Origin of the sequence: Myxococcus sp. AM010 (genome assembly GCF_013372585.1) — a bacterium.
Classification (GTDB): Bacteria; Myxococcota; Myxococcia; order Myxococcales; family Myxococcaceae; genus Myxococcus; species Myxococcus vastator.
In genome coordinates, this window is sequence record NZ_JABXEO010000023.1 from 18,582 (window position 1) to 37,044 (window position 18,463).

The window sequence follows — 18,463 nt, forward strand, 5'->3', positions numbered from 1 at the left end:
TACCCAGGGGGAGGGGTGAGTCATGTGGCAGAAGTGGGCTGATGTGACGCGGGGGCACGTGGCGGCGCCGGGGCCGGGGGAATTCGCTCAGATGGTGGCTGTCCTCCGGAAGGTGCTGGAGGAGCGTCAGCCGTGCGCGCCCGAGCAGTGCGACGAGCGCAGCGCCCTGGAAGGCGCGCTGCGCCTGGCGACGGAGCACCTCCACCGCGCGCTCCCCGATGGCGGCCAGGGCCTGTCCTCGCTCCAGGAGGCCGCGAGGCTGGCGGACCCGGCTGCGTTCTCCATCCCGGCGTCGCATCGGGCGCGTGGGGGGAAGCTGGTGACGTCCGCCAAGCGTGCCTTCGTCAACGGGCTGGAGCCCTTCCACATCGAGATGCTTCGGCCCCAGGCGAACTTCAACCGCGCGCTTGTGCGGGTGCTGGAGTACCTGACGGTGCACCGGGCCCTGGGCTTGCGTGATGACGTGTCCTCCTGGGCCGTCGCTCAACTGGAGCCGCTGGCGGTGCCCACCCGGTGGGCAGTGGGGTCGCATCGCGGGCGCGTGGCGGGAGCGCTGGTGGGCTTCGCCAAGCGGGGCTACCTCTACACGTTGGGGCCCGTGCTGGAGGCCGTGCTCCAGGGGCAGGCCCGGTGGAACCTGGCCATGGTGGAGGCCGTCCGCGCGGCGGCGGGTGCGCAGGCTCCAGGAGAAGCCGAGGCCCGCGGCCATGTGGCGGACGTCGAAGCGCTGCGCGAGCCGCTGGCGGGCCGGACCCTTCCCGGCGCCCTCCGTGTCACCCAACCGCTGTGGGGCGAGGTGCTTCGGCGCCAGTCCCGCTTCAATGCGGAGTCGGTGCTCGCGCTCGCCAACCTCCTGGGCACGCGGACGGCGCCGCCGCCGCCGCCGTCGCTGGCGGACTACCCCGCCTGGTGCGCGGCGCGGGAGCCGGCGCGTGTCACCGCGGCGCATGAGGCCGTCGCGCGGCTGGCTCGGCGACCGCTCATCTCACTCATCACGCCGGTCCACGACGCCTCGGAAGCCTTCCTTCGTGAGTGCCTCGCCTCGGTGGCCGCGCAAGTGTACGCCGACTGGGAGTGGCTCCTGGTCGATGACGCCAGCACCGCGCCGCGCCTGGTGCGCATCCTTCGGGAAGCGGCGGCGCGGGAGCCTCGCATTCGCGTCCTCACCGCGTCGTCCCATGGGGACATGTCCCGAGCCACCAACGAGGGGCTCGCGGCGTGCCGTGGTGACTTCGTGGGGTTCCTGGGCGCCGAGGACACGCTCTCTCCGCATGCCCTGGCCGAGGTGGCGCTGGCGTTCCTGGCGCGGCCCGAGCTTGCGCTCCTCTACACGGACGAGGACGTTTTGGACGCGCAGGGCCACCGCGCCGCGCCCTTCTTCAAGCCGGACTGGTCGCCCGACCTGTTGCGCTCCGTGGATTACGTCCGTCACTTCCTGGTGGTCCGTCGCGAGACGCTGGCGCAGGTGGGCGGCGTGCGAGAGGGCTTCGATGGCGCTCAGGGCCATGACCTGATGCTGCGGCTGAGCGAGGCCACCTCGTCCATTGGCCACGTCACGGAACCGCTGTACCACGCGCGTGTGGGGTCGGCGGCTTCGGGCAACCAGGGCGCTGGGCTGGACGCGGCCACGAAGGCGGGCGTGCGGGCACTGTCAGAGCACCTGGCTCGTCGGGGGGAGTCGGCGGAAGTGACGAACCCGGCGCCCAGGCAGTACCGGGTCCGCTATCCGGTGCGGGGCACGCCGAAGGTCTCCATCATCGTCCCTTTCAAGGACCGCCCGGACCTGCTGCGCACGCTGGTGGACAGCCTCCTGGCGCGCACCCGCTATCCACACTTCGAGGTGCTGCTCGTCTCCAACAACAGCACCCGGCCAGAGACGTTCGCGCTGCTGGAGCAATGGGTGGACCCGCGGCTGGTGAAGCTGACGTGGAATCACCCCTTCAACTACCCGGCCATCAACAACTGGGCCGCGAAGCAGTCCTCCGGGGAGCTGCTGCTCTTCCTCAACAACGACATGGAGGTGGTGGACCCCTCCTGGCTGGATGAGCTGGTCTCCCAGGCCCAGCGGCCCGAGGTAGGCGCGGTGGGGTGCAAGCTGCTCTTCCCCGAAGGCACCGTGCAACATGCGGGCGTCGTGGTGGGGATGACGGGCTTCGCGGGGCATCCTTTCTGGCGGCTGCCGGAGGGGCCCATCTCCACGCCTTTCGGGCACACCGAGTGGACGCGGAACTGGCTGTCCGTCACCAGTGCGTGCGTCATCCTCCGCCGCGAGGTCTTCGAGTCGCTGGGGGGCTTCGACGAGCGTTTCCAGGTGTGCGGCAGCGACGTGGAGCTGGGCCTGCGGCTGAATGCGAAGGGCCTCCGCGTGGTGTGCACGGCGCACACGCGGCTCATTCATCATGAGTCGGCCAGCCGGCGCGCGGACGCCATCCCCGAAGCGGACTACTGGCTGTCTTATGCCGCTTACCGACCGTGGCTGGGGCCGAAGGGCGACCCCTACTACAACCCTCACCTCACGTTGACGGCCACCGACTGCGGCCTCCGCCGACATCCGGAGGATGGCGAGCAGCTGGCGGTTCGGACGCTGGGGCGCGACGTTCCGAGCGCGCGGGATGTCCAGGGTGAGCAGCGGGCGCGAGCGCAGCGGCACCTCATCGAGCACCTGGACGCCTGGGACTACACGCCCGAACAGGCCCAGGCCTCGCGCGAGTCCGCGCCGGGGGCGCTGGCGGCGCTGCGCGCCAAGGGGCGTGTGGAGACGGCGACCTGGTTCGTTCCCGCCTTCGGCCATGTCTACGCGGGCATCCACACCATCTTCCGCTTCGCGGACCTGATGCAGCGCCGCCACGGCGTGCGCAGCGACTTCGTCATCTACGACCAGCCGAACGTGAGGCCAGGGGACATCGAGGCGCGTGTCGCGGCCATCTGCCCGGCCGCGGCGGGCGCCGTGCGGGTGTTGCAACGGCCCGAGGACGTGGCGTCCTTGCCCGCATGCGATCTGGCGCTGGCCACCGCGTGGACCTCCGCCTATCGCGTGCTGCACCACCCGCGCGCCGGCGTTCGCGGCTACTTCGTCCAGGACTATGAGCCGCTGTTCCACGCGGCGGGCACCCCCTCCGCGCTGGCAGAACAGACGTATGGCCTGGGCTTCTACGGCATCTTCAACACGCCCGGACTCCACGAGCACGTCGTGGGCCTGCACGGGATGGAGGGCGCCTGGTTCGAGCCCGCGGTGGATGGGGCTGTGTTTCATCCGCGCCGGCCCCCGCGCCAGGGGCCTGTGCGCGTGTTCTTCTATGGACGCCCGGGCAACGAGCGCAATGGCTTCGAGCTGGGGCTGGCCGCGTTGGCGCAGCTCAAGCGCGAGCTGGGCCCCGCCGTCGAGGTGCTCGCGGCGGGCGCGGAGTGGGACCCCGAGGCCTACGGCGTCCGGGGGCTTGTCACCAACTTGGGAATGTTGCCGGCGGAACGGACGGGGGCGCTCTACCGCGAGTGTGATGTCGGGGTGTGTTTCATGTTCACCCGGCATCCGTCGTATCTGCCGCTGGAGCTGATGGCTTGCGGTGTCACTGTCGTCACGAACGACAATCCCACCAATCGGTGGTTGCTGACGCATGGTGACAACTGCCTGCTTGCCGAGCCGACCCCGAGTGGCGTACTGGCCCGGCTTCGCGACGCGGTCTCGGACGGCGCGCTCCGGGCCCGGCTCGGCGCGAAGGCCGCGGAGCGGGTCAGCCAGACGACATGGGAGGCCGAGGTAGACCGGGTCATGAAGGGCTTGCTGAACACAGGGGCGCACCCAGCGGCGACGCGGGACGACCGGGCTTCAGCTTCATCCTAGGAACACGCCAGCTGAACACAGGGGCACTGGCGGTTGAACATTGGCCCTGGGGGGCCGCGGCAGAAGGAATCTCCACCATGCGGGATGACACCCAACTTCAAATCGCGTCGTCGCCGGAGCCGAGCGCGTCGCGGCAGCCGCAGGCGGAAGAAGCGGCGAGCAGCCAGTATTGGAAGGCCACGAGCGGCTACACCTACCGGGAGATGATCCGCACGCGTCAGGAGGCGGGAAACCCCGGGTATGGCCAACAAGAGGCGCTGCTCACGAAGCTGATGCAGGCCGAGCAACGCGCCCTGGGGAGGCCGCTGGACGTCCTGGAGTTTGGTTGCGGCTTCGGGCGGCATGCCTCCTATCTGGCGTCGCTCGAAGGCGTTCGCTACCACGGCTACGACTTCTCCGAGGCGATGATGGAGCCCCTGCGGCAAGCGCCGCCCGTGGGGTTGGAGACGCTGGACACGCGGCTCTTCAGTGGGCCGGATGCCCTGGAGGCAGTGGGGGACAGGACGTTCGACGTGGTGTTCACCGTGTCCGTCCTCATCCACAACCCGCCGGAGCGTCTGCCTGGCCTGATGGAATCGCTAGGCAAGCTCGTGCGTCCCGGCGGATTGTTGTGCCTGGTCGAAAACCAGCTTGTGCCCTTCGGCATCTGGGAGAACGCCTGGCACCAGGGCTGCTGGCTGCACCCCTACGCGGAGCTGACTCCCGCTGGCTGGGACATGCACCACGGCGGTGGCCTCCTGGCCACGCATGACGTCTACGTCTTCAAGCGCAACGCGTCCCAAGGCCGCCGCTTCTTCCAGCTCCAGTCCGTCGAGCACGCACGGGACGAGCACCGGGAGGTGACGTTGGAGTCGCTGAGCGTCCAGTCCCTGCCGCGGCTGCGGGCGTGGACGGAGCACGCGGGCGAGGCGCTCCGGGCCGGGGACGGACTCACGGGGATGCGGGCCTCCGAGCTGACGGAGCGCCTGACGGTCGAGCTGAAGCGCTCGGAGCGGCGGCAGCGCTTGTTGTCGCTTTCGGATGAGCTGGTCCGCCTTCGCGCCGCGTCGGTGGAGCCTGCGCGGGCGCCGGTCGACGCGCCCGCGCCGCGTTATGGGCATGACGCCGTAGCGGAGGCCGTCGTCGTCGATGCCCCGCTGGATACGACGTGGGCGCACGTGGACCCGCGGCTCTCCCGCGTGGTGCATCTCTTCCACCAGGAGTGGTACGGCATCCGCGCTGCGTCTGGCTATGCGCCGGGACACAAGATTGGCATTACCGCGAATCGCGCGTTGACCGCGGCGGACCACCAGCACATCGCCGAAACGTGTGAGCGGCTGGGCGCGCGGTCCATCATCTTCCAGGGGTTTTCGCCCAATGCCCTGGAAGTCATGCACATGCTTCGTCGCGTGTTCGGCAGCACGCTCAAGCTGTGCTGTGTGTGGCACGGCTCCACGGCTCAGTTCCACTTCGACTTCGAACTGGAGACCTTCAGCCGCTTGTTGGCGCTCCGGGAGCAGGGGCTTCTTGATTCCGTGGCGTGCGTCAAGCCAGAGATGCACTTGATGTCACCGCTGCTCTTCCAGAAGGTCCTGCTCAACCTTCCTCCTCGGGTCGCGCCGGCGGACCAACGTCACCGCGCTCCGCCAACGCGGGCCGCCTTCGTTCCCACGCCCAACAACTGGTGGAAGAACTTCTACTCCAACGTCTTCGTCGCCGCGTCACTGCCGGGGATGGAGCGCGTCTTCGTCACCAGTCCCTTCACGGCCCGTCCGGAGCTGCCCCTCAAGGCCTCCGTCATCAACGTGGGGCCGTTGAACCGTTCGGAGCTGTTCAACCTCATCCGGGAGACGGACGTCGTCCTCAACGTGACGCTCGCCGAGTGCCAGCCGATGACCGCCCTGGAGGGGCTGACTCACGGTGTGGCGTGCCTGACAGGGCCGCTGACCCTGGGGTCACTGGATGAACACCCCTTTCAGCGATTGGTTCAGGTCGCGGGCACCGGCTCGCTCGGACAGATTCGCTCGGCGCTGGAGCGGGTCGTCGGCCTCCGGGAGCGTTCGCCGGAGGAGTACGCGCAGATGCTGGAGGACTACACCCAGATGCTCTGCGCCCAAGCGATCAACCACTATCTTGAGTTCGCACAGCCATGAGCCTGACCCGCGTCTGCCTCGTCACCGATGAGCTCTACCCATTCACCGCAGGGGGCATTGGCCGCGTCGCGCACAACCTCATCATGGACTCGCAGCGCCACGGCGCGAACGTGGAGTTCCATGTCCTGTTCCCGCCCACCGTTTCCGTGCAGACGGCCCAGGTGGAGCTCTTCTTCGGGGGGCGGGTGAAGGCGCATCTGTGCGACTTCCGCGAACCGCAACAGACCGCCGCGGATGCGCATGGCCTCTATCCGCCCACGGAAGCCTTCCGGGATTCACGTTGGCACGGCGAGTCGTTGGAGGTGATGCGTTACCTGAAGGCGCGCGAAGCGGAGGGCCTGCGCTTCGACGTCATCGAGTTCGCGGACTTTCGCGGCTGGGCCTTCGCCGCGCTGCAGGAGAAGCACCTGGGGCTGGCTTTCGCGCAGACCACCCTCTCGGTGCGGCTGCACTCGAGCTACGGCACCATCATGCACCACGAGCCCAACACGCTCGAGGTCGAGAACCTGGGGCGGTTCGAGCTCGAGCGGAAGTCCTTGCTCGATGCGGACCTCGTGGTGGGGCATCTTCCCTGCATCGCCGAGTTCAACCGGCGCTTCTACGGCTTCGATGAAGCGTGGATGCGCAAGGTGCGGGTGGAGTTTCCCCCGGTGGTCCTGGAGTCTCCGGCGGCGCCGTCCCGGCAGGTCGACGTTCCCGCGACCCAGCGCAACCTGGTGTTCGTCACCAAGATTCAGCACTTCAAGCAGCCGGATGTCTTCGTCCGGGGCGCCGTGTTGTTGATGCGCACGTGGCCGGAGTACGAGGGCAAGGCCATCCTGGCGTGCCATGCCTTCGACCCGGAGTTCCTCTCCGAGGTCAAGGCGCTCATCCCTTCGGACCTGACGGACCGCTTCGTTTTCATCAAGCCAGGTCCTGACCGGGAAGCCCACATGCGCGCGGGGGTGGTGGTCATCACCTCCAGCTATGAGTCACTGAATCTCACGGCCTACGAGGCTTCCGTCGCGGGCACCCGGCTGGTGCTCAACTCGGCCTGTCTGGCCTTCGGTGACGACAGCCCCTTCGTCGACGGGGTCCACTGCCACAAGTATGACGGCAGCCTGGAGGCGCTGGTGGTGGCCATGCGCAAGGCGCTGGAAGGGCAGGAGTTGGCCCCCGTCCGCTGGACGGTGGACCGTCCCTACTGGGAGCGCCACGCGCCGGAGACGCCGCCCACGCGGGCCCCGCAGGCTCCGCTGGTCAGCGTGGTCATCATCAATCATGACCAGGGCCTCTTCCTGCCCATCGCGCTGCAAGGTGTCGCCGCCAGCACGTACCCGGAGGTGGAAGTCGTCATCGTGGATGATGGGTCCACGAGCGCCTTCGACATGCAGGTCCTGCAGCGCCTGGAGCGGTCCGCGGCTGAAGGGGAGGGGCTTCGTGTCGTTCGCTCCCCGGTTCACCGTGGTTTCGCGGGGGCTCGCAACCTGGGTGTCCGCGCCGCGCGCGGGGCGTATGTCGTGTTCCTGGAGTCGGACGACAGCCTGTCCCCGGACTTCATCCAGCACGCCGTCGCCGCGCTGGAAGCGCGACAGGCGTACGCGGGCGTGGTCCCCACCGGGGGCCGCTTCCACTCCAGCGAAGAGCTGGCCAACCGCCAGTTCAAGGGGTTCATGACGTACCTGGGGGACTGTCCGACGTACGCGCTGGCCGCGAACCAGGTCTCCGCGCCCACGGCGCTGCTGCGCCGCACCGTCCTGGAGCAGCACGCCTTCAATGAAACCCTGTCCGGCTACGCGGACTGGGATTTCTTCCTGCGGCTCGCGCAGGGGGGACACCGCTTCCTGGTGACGAACCAGGTCCACTTCTTCTCGCGGCGGGGGCAGGACATCACTCCGTCCGCGTCCCAGAAACGCCAGCACTTCCGCTGGCTGGTGCGGCTCTTCGAAGGCGTGCCCGCGCCACTGCACCCGTCGACGCGGCTCTTCGCCCTGCTCGCGCACTCCCGCGAGGCCATGGTCGACCCCCATGGCGCGCTTGACACGCAGGAGCGTCGGCCGTCCTCCGCGGCGTCCGCGGCCCTGGAGTCCGCCCATGTACTGGTCGAGGCCGTCCGGCCGCTGCGCTATGACGTCGTGGATTTGATGAACGCGGCCTTGAAGCGCCTGCCCCTCGTGCACCCCTTGCTCAAGCAGGCCGTCGCGGGCAAACCCGCTCCCGCCAGCGGAGCGCCGGGGAGCGGGAGCCCCGTGGAGACGCCTCCGCTTCGCTACGTGCTCGTGGACCGCGCGAACACGCTCTTCAAGCGGATGCCCGTCATTCACCGCGCGATTCGAAGCACCGTCAACCGGCTGACCTGAGCGTTGACGTGTCGTGCGAGCTGGAAGGCGCGCGTCGCGGTGCTTCAGCCGAGGGCGCCGCATTCAGTCGCATCCCCGCGAGCCACGCGGGAACGAACATCAGGGCCACGAGGAACACGGGGTACTGGTAGCGCACGTCGGGTGACGGGATGAGCGCGGCGAGCGCCGCCGTATGCAAGATGACGGGGAGCGCCACGGTGGCAAGCCGCCAGGTTCGGTGGCGGATGCATGCCACCGCGCACGCGAGCAGCAGCAGGTAGAGCGGCAGCGCGGGGCGCCAGAGCAGCCAGGCCAGGTCTGGCCGAAGCGTCCGGACGGTCCACCGGAGCAGGGGCTCACGGAGGGCTGGAAGGTGTGAGGTGGTCCGAAGGTGCCGCTCCTCGGGCTCGATGGTGCCCAGCGCCCCGTCGGGCCCCATCCAGATGGGAGGGCCATTGAGGTGGTCCGAGCCTTGCGAGAGCTTCCAGAGCACCGAGCTGCTGCACAGCACGTGTGAGAGCACCGGCGCTGCGTCTCGTTGAGTCAGGCGGACGAGGAGCGGAAGCAACGCCTCGTTGTGCCGCATCAGCGCGTCCATGTCGAAGCGCCCATCCCAGATGGTGAACACGTTGCTGAAACAGCGGTAGTTCCACTTGTCATCAAGCGGGTGGAGCTCCTCGAGGAGGGCGCGTTCACCGGGCTCCAGAGGTGTTCCCGCCGCCACGTGGGCGCCCAGGAAGCCGACCAGCGTCATCCCCTTGGCGAAGGGCTTGATGGTGTACGTCTGGCTCAGCACCCAGCGGGTCCCCGAGGCGACGACGAACGTGGCCACGAGCGCGAGCGCCACCGCTTTGTAGCGCTCCCTCCGGAGGAGCCCCAGCGCCAGGAAGGTTCCGACCACCGCGGGCAGACCGTTGTGACGGAACAACATGGCCATGGCGCCCAGCACCACCATGCTCACCCAGAACGGCACGTCCCAGCGCGTGCTGGTGTCGGTGGCGGAGCGGAAGACCCAGATACACAGCGCGAGGATGCAGAGGCTGAACGGGACGTCCTTCCAGAGGGTGACGGCCATCGTCCCATTCACGGGTGCCAGCGCGAACGCCGTCGCGGTGAGCGCGATGATGCCTCGGGAGACTCCTGCCCGCGAGAGCGCCGCGCAGCCCCAGCCCACCAGCGCCCCCAGGCCGGCAATCTGCGCGAGCGCCACCATCGCGGGTGATTCCCAGAGCTTCTGGAGGAATCGGATGGAGGCGGTGTGGAACAGCGGATGCGCATCATCCATGTACCCGGAAAGGGCGTCACGCCATTGTGCCGTCGAGTCGGGACTCAGCATCCCCGGGTAGACGGTCAGCAGCCAGATGCCAGCCACCACCACGGTAGGAATGGGCGTCAGCAGCCCCACCCATCGCCGTGACAGAGGCGTGGTGGAGGGAGGCGGACGGCTCGTGAGCCAGAGCCCCGTCATGAGCAGGAGCGTGCCGAGGACCAGCGCGTGGGCCGCCAACGTGACAGTGATTCGGAGACTGGCGCTGGCCGTCAAGGTGCTGTCGGGAGGATGGAGGACCAGGTCCTGGCGCGCGTCTGTCCCGGGCGGCGAATAGAGGTCGAGCCGCTCGGTTCGACCGTTCACCGTGTACTCCACGATGCCGGAGAACGCGTGCGCCAACACTTGGAGGACCCTGGGCTCGGGACCTCCGCCTTCCCAATGCAGGCGCGCCGGCTGATCGAGGTACGAAACCCAGGCGCTTCCAGCTCGGTGTTCCCAGCCCCCCTCGGGACGCCAGCCCGCGGGAGGCAGTGGGTTCCCGTTGGCGTCGAGCAGGCCGAGGACCCACACCTCGCTGCCCTGAGAACCGGGGTTCCGCTCGCCCGTGGCCTGGACCGTCACGGACAGCGGCTCCGCGGGCAGGATGACGTGAAGAGGGGTGGCCACCATCAGGAGCACGGCGACCAGGAAGACGACTCCCAGCCAGGTCCGTTGCTGAGCGGCCGAGTAGGGCGCCATCAGACTGCGCAGCCACGGAAGGAGAAAGCGGTACAGCACCGCGCCCAAAGCCAGGCACCCGAGGACGAGCAGGAGGCGGGAGCCCAGGGACTGAAAGGGGGGCGCCCATGCCCCCAGCGTCAATACCCCCGCGGTACTGAGCGCGAGCAGCATGCTCATCGCGGCGCAAGGCCAGCGCCGTGGGGCGGAGCGTACGTCAGGAACTGGCACCTGTGCTTCAGGGGATTGCATTGATGGCGTGAGTACCGTACGGAGGGGGGGGCAATGCAAACCGGAGAAGTGTGAGTGCTTCTCTGTGTGTTCGAACGGTCAGGCCATTGCTGTGGGGGACTCCGGAATGTCGCTGCCATTCATTACCGTGGTGGTGGGCTTCTTCTTCGTGGTCATTTCCCAGTTCGGCTCGCGGCTCGCGGCACGCCATTCCGTGACGTGGTTCATTGCCAGTGGCTTCGTGCTCGTGGCGGCCATCCGTCCGGATGGGTTGGTGCCCGTGGCTCGATTGCTGGGGATCAGCCTGGTCAGCAACATGGTCCTGGCTGGGCTCACCATGTTCCTGTTCGTTCAGATGCTGGCGCACTACGCGGAGAGCACGCGCGTGCAGCGGCAACTGGGGCAGGTCGTGTCATCGCTTGCCGCCCAGACGTTTCCCGACGCGCCAGCGGCCCCCGAGAGTGGTCGTCCTCGCGTGCTGGTGGTCCTCCCTTGCTTCAATGAATCGGAGAGCCTTCCAGCGCTCCTGCCGCGTCTCATGGCGCTGACTCGCGCCACGCCGGACTGGGAGCTGGATTTCTGTATCGTCAATGATGGGTCGGTGGACGGTACGGCCGGGGTTCTTCGGCGGCTGGCACCACGAAACCACGTCACGCACCACACCAACATCGGCGTGTCCGGGGCGCTGCGGACAGGGTTCCTCCTGGCCCAGCGGTTGGAGGTCAGCTGCGTCGTGCAGTGTGACTCCGACGGACAACATCCGATTGAGTCCATCCCTGACCTGGTCCGCTCTGCGTGGGACAAGCAGACCGATCTGCTCATTGGCTCGCGTTTCTGCGATGTCGCGGCGAGCGGGACGGACACGCTGGCCAGCACGACGCCCCTTCGCTGGGTGGGAGGGCGCGTCGTGAACGTGCTGCTGGGGATGTTTGGCCAGAGGGCACGGGTGACAGACCCGACGTCGGGCTTCAGGGTGTACTCGCCTCGGGCCGTGGCCACCTTGCTGCGCCTCATGCCAGATGAGTATCCGGAGCCAGAGTCGATCGCGCTCGTCGCGCTCGCCGGGCTCCGAATCGGAGAGGTCGCGGTCGCGATGCGCCCACGCACCACGGGGACCTCGAGTCTGACGGGGCTCAACGGGCTCCAGTTCATGACGAAGGTGGCGTCCGCCCTGTGCGGGTTGCGGCTGCGCTCGTTGCTTCGCAAGGAGCCGCGCGCGCTCGCGCCGCATTCGGAACACGTCGCGAGCCCTGTGGTGTCGTTCGTCCCACGCGAGCCCGTTTCACGTCCGCCGGCGGAGCAGGATCGGCTGGGCGGGTAGCGAGGGGATGACGTGGTCCGGGCCTGCTTCGTCACGTGGCGCGGCCAGCGTTTCAATTGCGGCGTCTGAAGAACCGCTCCATGACCTGATGGCGCAGTGGGCGGGAAGCGTCGTCGGCACCCGCGACCCAGACCGCGGCGCGGCGCAAGGTGGCATGGGCGAAGTCGAACCGCTTGATCGTGGCGTTCACCGTGTCGGCGAAGCGATTCAGGAGCGGTGGGGACGCCGTGCCTGTGGCGCGCAGGTGGAGTTCCTGCCTCTGGGCGCGCCCGAGCTGCATCCGAAGTGTTCGCTCCGGGTGGAGCGGCAGCGTGGGGTGCTTCTGGCACAGGTAGGCCATCTGCGCGTAGCGGTCATGGACGCGCATGCTGCGGGTCATCGAGTCGGGACGCAGCCGGTAGTGGAAGAGCGGCTCCGGGATGACGGAGCCCACGAGCCCGCGCTCGGCCAGGGAGCAGAAGACGTCCCAGTCTTCATAGGCCGTGAGCCATTCGTCGTAGCCGCCGACTTCTTCGATGCGCTGTCGCTCCATCAGCGCGGTGCAGGTGGAGGCCACGTTCTCCGCGAGGAGCGCGTCACGCTCTGTACCCCAGGGAATCCAACCGCCCACTGGCTGGTCCGGCGTCTCGACGAAGTAGGAGACGAGCGACGTGACGTAGGCCAGCCCAGGTGTGCTGTCCATCACCGCGACGGCTTTCTCCAGGAAAGTGGGCTGGATGAGGTCGTCGGGATCCAGCGGAAGGACATACCGGCCCCGTGCTGCGCGCAGACCGACGTTCCTGGCTGAGCTGAGTCCTCCGTTGGGCTTGCGGAGGATGTGGAGGTCGGGCGCATGGAGCGTCTCCAGTACGTCTCGACTCTCCGAGCCAGTGGAGCCGTCATCCACTAGGATGATTTCGTAGTCCGTGAACGTCTGGGCTCGAATGGACCGCAACGTCTCCGGCAGGTAGCGCCCCATGTTGTAGTAGGGAACGAGGATGGATACGTACGGCGTGGCCGGGTTCTTCTGTCTGGGCGCGGCGGCGCTGATGGGGCCCACGTGACGGTGGCTCCTCGCGCCCTCCACTGCTGCTTCGAACTGGCGGACGATGCTGGTAGGGGCGCAGCAGGCCGCGATACGGGCGGGCGCTGTCTGCCAGACGGCTTCGTGTAGCGCTGGTGTGGACAGGGCTCGAGCGAGCGCGCGGGCGAGCTGCGCAGCATCGTCGCTCCGGAACAGCAAGCCGTTATGGCCGTCCTCGATGAGCTCGGCCATGCCTCCGGCATCGCTGCCCACCACGAGCGCTCCTGCAGCCATCGCTTCCATGCACACAAGGGAGAAGTGCTCCCAGCGAGAGGGGATGCAGCACACCGTTGCTTCGGCGAGTGCCAAGGCGCGGTCTGCTCCCTCTCGCGGAGGTGTGAAGTGGAACCTGTCCCGCCAGACAGGCGCGATGCGCTGCTCCAACCAGTGTCGGAGGGAGCGGCCGAACGGGCCGGTGCGCGTGTCATCTCCGATGAGCCGGACCTCCGCGGTGACTCCTTGCTCGAAGAGTGCCTGCATGGCTTCGACGAGAAGGTGCACGCCTTTTCGGTACTCCAGGTCTCCGAAGTAGAGCACCTGGGGCAGTCCTTCGCGGGAACGAGGGGCTGCGAGGGGCTCCCGAACTGCCGCGAGCGGAGGTGGAATCACGACGCCGGTGCGCTTGAGCGCCAGCCTGGTGCGGACGCGCTCCAGGGCTGCGCCAGAGGGAGACAGCACGAGGTCCGCCTCCCGGATGGACGTGTCCTCCATGTGTTCGCGCTGGGCGGTGTCCATGTCGAGCGTGGCCACCCTGTTGAGCAGCAGTCGGTCGTGGGTGGAGTCGTGCAAGCGCACCGCGAGGACCGCTGGCTCGAAGTGCCCCAGCGTCCGCCGGGCGCGCATCGCGAAGTAGCCTTCGCCTGCGTCGTCGGGGAACTCGATGACGTCGAAGGGATGCCGCGCGTGGAGTTCCAGCAGGCTTCGGTACGCCGACCACGCATGGCGAAGCGGTGCGTGTGGAAACGCGCCCTTGAAGTCCACCTCTCGCTCATCCACGGCGTGCAGGTGCACGCCGGGAAGGTGGGACACGGCGCGCTGCCAGTCGGCATGCGCAGCCGTCAAGACATGAACCTCATGGCCTGCCGCTGCAAGCGCCCGGCTCATGGTTGCCACATAGGTCGCGATGTCGCCTCTGTCGAAAGGGGCGAGTTCTTTGGAGACGAGGCAGATGCGCAAGGACCGGACCTTGGACAGAGGAAAGCGTCGAACAGGTGGGGAATACACCCGAACGGCCGCTCGCCTCAACGCCGCCCCAGCGCCGCATGCTCATCGCACGTCGAGGACCGCGGCGGTCGCGCAGCCACCCGCAGGACGCGGAGTCACGGGGATGACGTGCCGAGGTCTCGAGCCCCGGTCGTCACCGGCCTCGCTTGCGTGTGCGCTTGGAGGACGCGGCGGGCGGGGACGCCTGCTGCTCGGCAGCGATGGCTTCGGTGCGAGTGCCCGTGGCTTCGAGCTTCGCCAGCCTGCGCTCCAGTTCCTTGCGCCAGGCGGCCTGGGCCCGCGCCTGTTCGCGCTGCACATCGTGCAGGGTCGCCAGCGCGTCGAGGATGGACTCGTTGAACTCCACCTGCTTGCGCAGCACCTCGTTGATGAAGGGCTGGAACGTGAGGCGGAAGGCGCGCTTGGCCAGGACGAGCGCGGTCCCCGTGAGGCCTCCCCGGTGGGAGGTCGCCGGCTCCACGTAGCGGCTGTCCATCTTCCCTCGCGCCTCCTGGAGCAGCGCGGGCCAGGGCGTGGGCGTAGGGGGGCGTGCCGCCGCCTCCAGCGTCTGGCGAAGTGCCTCCTGGGTTTCATCGGAGGGCGCGGGAAGTTGCTGCGTTTCGCGCGCCACGGCCTCGGCTGTGGGGCTGCGCGTGATGAGGTCTTCAGTTCGCACGTGAGATGACTCCCGTCGACGCCAGCGTCGTGAACAGTGCCTGCAGTGCCGTCTCGACGTGAGCCGGCTCCTCCTCCACCACCAACCTGTCACCCAGTTGCTCCCGGACGGATGCGAGCAGGGCTGGCTGGCTGGAAGGTGCACAGACGCCCCAGGCTCGAGCCGAGACATGGGGCAGCAGCGTCTGCGCTGACACGGTGTCCGCGCCCAGCAGCACCACGGGCGCGCTCGAAGCCCGCACCGCCGTCTCCAGCGCGGACGACCCCGGCAGGGCCGCCTCGGCGTTTGAGCCAACGGGTTGGTCCGGCGTGAAGTGCGTCACCTCGACACCTTCGACGCTGATGGGCTCCGGCGCCAGGGACGCGGCTTCACCCCAAGGCCGCAGGGCCAGCACCCGAGCCCCTGGCAGGCGCTCCGCCAACCGGCGGGCCAGACGTGAGGCTGGCTCCTCGGGCCGTACCGTGAAGCCTGGGCAGACGAGGTCCACCGTAGTGGCAGTGGTGATGGCCACCGGGCGCCGCGGAGCCGTGCCGGAGCAGAGGCCTTCGAAGGCCACGCGGACCTGTTCGGCCACGGCCTCCTGCGACAGCTCGGCGATGCGCTCACGCTGCGCGGTAATCACCTGCGCGCGCAGCTCTGCGTTGCGGTCCAGCACGGCGAGCAGCTTCGCGACCTCGCGCGGCTCGTCCGTGCACGTGGCGAGCCCCGCGCCGCCCATCGTCTCCGGCACGGCGGCGGCGCCGTAGGCCACCACGGGCACGCCCCGGTACATGGCCTCCAGCAGCGGCACGCCGAAGCCCTCGTGCCGGCTCATGGAGAGGTATGCGGACGCCGTGGCGAAGCAGGCGGAGAGCTGCGCGGCGCTGACGCGTCCCAGGAAGCGGACCTGCTCGGCGCCCAGCACGTCCTTCAGTCCATGCAGGTAGGCGCCATAGGCCCCATCCCGGTGAAGGGCGCCCGCGATGACGAGCCGGCTGCGGGGCTGGTAGAGCCGCTGGTACGCGGTGAAGACGCGCAGCACGTCATCCACCTTCTTGCTGGGCACCGCGCGGCCCACGAAGAGGATGTTGGTCATGCCGTCGTCCAGCTCGGCCTGGAGCGCCGGGTCCGGCGCCGTGTCGAACGCCGCCCAGTCGATGGCGAAGGGCAGCACCGCGACGTTCGGGTAGCCGGCGGCCACCAGCTCCTCGGCGCTGAAGCGCGAGTAGGCGAAGGCCGCATCGACGTGAGGCCGAAGCGCCAGCAGCTCGGCTCGCGCGGCGTCACACGCGGCGGCCACCTTGCGCTCGAAGCCCGCGAACAGCCGCGCGGGCGTCACGTTGTGGTAGACGAGCACCTTGCGGCCGGGGCTCTTCGCGATGCGAGGCACCAGCCGCGATTCGAAGCTGTGATGCACCAGCAGGACGGCATCGCGATCCGCTTCCCGCGTGTAGTTACGCACCGGGCGGACCTGGTCCTTGCAGGCGTCGTCCCAGGACTCGGCGTAGATTTCGGAGGCATGTCCCCAGCGGCGCAGCAGGCCCTGGAGATAGCGCACCTGATTGCCCACGGCGTCGCCCCAGGCGAGCCGGGGGAGCACCTGGTGGATGGCGGGAAGCCCAATCCGACGGGGAGGGGTGCGTGGTGTGCTCACGACCGGCTCCCTTACCGCCGTGCAGGGCCGCCCACAAGCCTTGCCTCCCTCTCGCCTTGACGGTCGTGGACCCCTTCGATACGCAGGCGCTCGCTCCGAGCGCACGAGGTCCACGGGACAATGAACGTACTGGTGACAGGCGGCTGTGGCTTCATCGGGTCCAACCTCGTGAAGTACCTGCGCCGCGAGCGGCCTGCCTGGACGGTGGTCAACCTCGACAAGCTCACGTACGCCGGCAACCTCGAGAACCTGTCCGAGCTGGAGGGCGACCCCCAGCACGTCTTCATCCGGGGCGATATCGGCAACCGCGAGCTGGTGGAGCACCTGCTGTCCGTGCACGCCATCGACGCGGTGATGCACCTGGCGGCCGAGAGCCACGTCGACCGCTCCATCCTCGGGCCGGAGGTGTTCGTCACCACCAACGTGCTGGGCACCCAGCAGCTCCTGGAGGCCAGCCGCGCCCGGGGCGTGAAGCGCTTCCTCATGGTGTCCACCGACGAGGTCTACGGCTCGCTGGGGCCCACGGGCGCCTTCACCGAGTCCTCGCCGTTGCAGCCCTCCAGCCCGTACTCGGCCAGCAAGACGAGCTCCGACCTGGTGGCGCTCGCGTATCACCACACGTTCAACCTGGACGTCGTCGTCACGCGCTGCTCGAACAACTACGGCCGCTACCAGTTCCCGGAGAAGCTGATTCCGTTGATGGTGGTGAACGCGCTGCACGACAAGCCGCTGCCCGTGTACGGCGACGGCGGCAACGTGCGCGACTGGCTCCACGTGGAGGACCACTGCCAGGCGCTGCTGTTGGCGCTGGAGCAGGGCCAGGCCGGCGAGGTCTACAACATCGGCGGCGGGGCGGAGCGCCGGAACATCGACATCGTGAAGGCGATTCTGGGCCTCGTGGGCAAGCCGGAGTCGCTCATCCAGTACGTGAAGGACCGGCCGGGGCATGACCGGCGCTACGCCATTGACCCGTCGAAGATTCGCGCGGAGCTGGGCTGGACGCCCGCGCACACCTTCGAGCAAGGCCTGGCGGACACCGTGCGCTGGTTCGTCGATCACCCGGCGTGGTGGCAGCGCGTCACCAGCGGTGCCTATCGCCAGTACTTCGAAACGCAGTACCGCACGCGCCTGCAGGGGAGGGCCTGAGCCATGCGCTTCCTCGTCACGGGGTCCAACGGATTGGTGGGCAGCCGCGTGTGTTCCTTGCTCCAGCAGGGCGGGCACCCGGTGGTGGGGCTGGGCCGCGGCGCCCGGCGCACCGGTGGGGAGTATGGATATGTGAGCGTGGACCTCACGCGCGAGGCGGACGTCGCCGCCGCCGTGGAGACCGCCGCTCCCGAGGTGGTCATCCACTGCGCCTCCATGACGGAGGTGGATGCCTGCGAGAAGGACCCGGAGGCCGCGTACGCGGGGAACGCCGCCGCCGCCGCCGCCGTGGCGCGGAGTGCTCGCAAGGCCGGTGCGCACCTGGTGCACGTGTCCACCGACTACGTCTTCGACGGCGAGGCCGGGCCCTATGGCGAGGACGCGGTGCCCAATCCTCGCGGCGTGTACTCGGTGACGAAGCACATGGGCGAGCAGGCCGCGCGGGTGCTCGCGCCCGGCTGCGCCATTGCGCGCACCGCCGTGGTGTACGGCTGGCCTCCGGTGGAGGGGCGGCTCAACTTCGGCGCCTGGCTGGTGACGGCGCTGGAGAAGGGGCAGCAGGTGCGCCTCTTCGAGGACCAGCTTGTGTCACCCAGCTTCGCGGACAACGTGGCCGCCATGCTGGTGGAGCTGGGGACGCGGCGGCTGGGTGGCGTGTGGAACACTTGCGGCGGAACGGTCATCGACAGAGTGGGCTTTGGCCGCGCGCTGTGCGAGGTGTTCGGGTTCGATGCAGGGCTCATCGTCCCCACTCGCATGGCGGAGCTGAAGCTCGCCAGCCCCCGCCCGCTGAAGAGTGGTCTGCGCACAGACAAGGTCCGTGCCGAACTTTCCGTTCCTCCCTTGGCGCTCGCGGAGTCCTTGTCGCGCTTCCACGCGACCTGGCTCGCGGCTCGGGGACACTGACGTGCC

Annotated in this window: 10 protein-coding genes; 6 read left to right on the forward strand and 4 right to left on the reverse strand. The window is 68.6% G+C overall.

The genetic code is table 11. The features are described 5' to 3' along the window. Nucleotides 1–22: 22 nt before the first annotated feature. The 3 genes from rfbC (at nt 23) to HV826_RS13970 (ending at nt 8,312) form a co-directional block, all read left to right on the forward strand. Nucleotides 23–3,841: an O-antigen biosynthesis protein RfbC gene (gene rfbC, locus HV826_RS13960; protein WP_176417505.1), complete on the forward strand. Its 3,819-nt coding sequence runs from the start codon at nt 23–25 to the stop codon at nt 3,839–3,841. A gap of 77 nt (nt 3,842–3,918) precedes the next feature. Continuing rightward, entirely contained in the window at nt 3,919–5,973 is a 2,055-nt protein-coding gene (locus tag HV826_RS13965) for a class I SAM-dependent methyltransferase (RefSeq protein WP_176417506.1), read from the forward strand. Then, a complete protein-coding gene (locus tag HV826_RS13970; protein WP_176417507.1) occupies nt 5,970–8,312 on the forward strand; it encodes a glycosyltransferase in 2,343 nt (780 codons plus the stop codon). The genes HV826_RS13965 and HV826_RS13970 overlap by 4 nt, the downstream gene beginning before the upstream one ends. Here HV826_RS13970 and HV826_RS13975 read toward each other — a convergent pair. After that, nucleotides 8,296–10,458 carry a hypothetical protein gene (locus tag HV826_RS13975; RefSeq protein WP_255208176.1) on the reverse strand — a complete coding sequence of 721 codons (2,163 nt, stop codon included), beginning with the start codon at nt 10,456–10,458 and terminating at the stop codon, nt 8,296–8,298. The genes HV826_RS13970 and HV826_RS13975 overlap by 17 nt on opposite strands. 178 nt (nt 10,459–10,636) lie before the next feature. Between HV826_RS13975 and HV826_RS13980 the strand changes: the two genes are divergently transcribed. Beyond that, on the forward strand, nt 10,637–11,830 hold the full coding sequence (locus HV826_RS13980; protein WP_217917543.1) for a DUF2304 family protein: 1,194 nt from the start codon (nt 10,637–10,639) through the stop codon (nt 11,828–11,830). Nucleotides 11,831–11,882: 52 nt separating this feature from the next. Here HV826_RS13980 and HV826_RS13985 read toward each other — a convergent pair whose 3' ends face one another. From HV826_RS13985 to HV826_RS13995, 3 genes are all read right to left on the reverse strand, one after another. After that, nucleotides 11,883–14,117, reverse strand: a complete 2,235-nt coding sequence (locus HV826_RS13985; RefSeq protein WP_368670917.1) for a glycosyltransferase — start codon at nt 14,115–14,117, stop codon at nt 11,883–11,885. A 133-nt stretch (nt 14,118–14,250) separates the two neighbouring features. Further along, nucleotides 14,251–14,772 (reverse strand): hypothetical protein, encoded by a 522-nt coding sequence (locus tag HV826_RS13990; protein ID WP_176417509.1) that lies wholly within the window; start codon nt 14,770–14,772, stop codon nt 14,251–14,253. Beyond that, nucleotides 14,762–16,405, reverse strand: a complete 1,644-nt coding sequence (locus tag HV826_RS13995) for a glycosyltransferase (protein ID WP_176417510.1) — start codon at nt 16,403–16,405, stop codon at nt 14,762–14,764. Before HV826_RS13995 ends, HV826_RS13990 begins: the two co-directional genes overlap by 11 nt. A 120-nt stretch (nt 16,406–16,525) precedes the next feature. Here HV826_RS13995 and rfbB point away from each other — a divergent pair, with 120 nt between their 5' ends. Together rfbB and HV826_RS14005 are read left to right on the forward strand one after the other, a co-directional pair. Then, entirely contained in the window at nt 16,526–17,551 is a 1,026-nt protein-coding gene (gene rfbB, locus HV826_RS14000; RefSeq protein ID WP_176417511.1) for a dTDP-glucose 4,6-dehydratase, read from the forward strand. 3 nt (nt 17,552–17,554) lie between these two features. Further along, entirely contained in the window at nt 17,555–18,457 is a 903-nt protein-coding gene (locus HV826_RS14005; protein WP_176417512.1) for an SDR family oxidoreductase, read from the forward strand. The last annotated feature ends 6 nt before the right edge of the window (nt 18,458–18,463 follow it).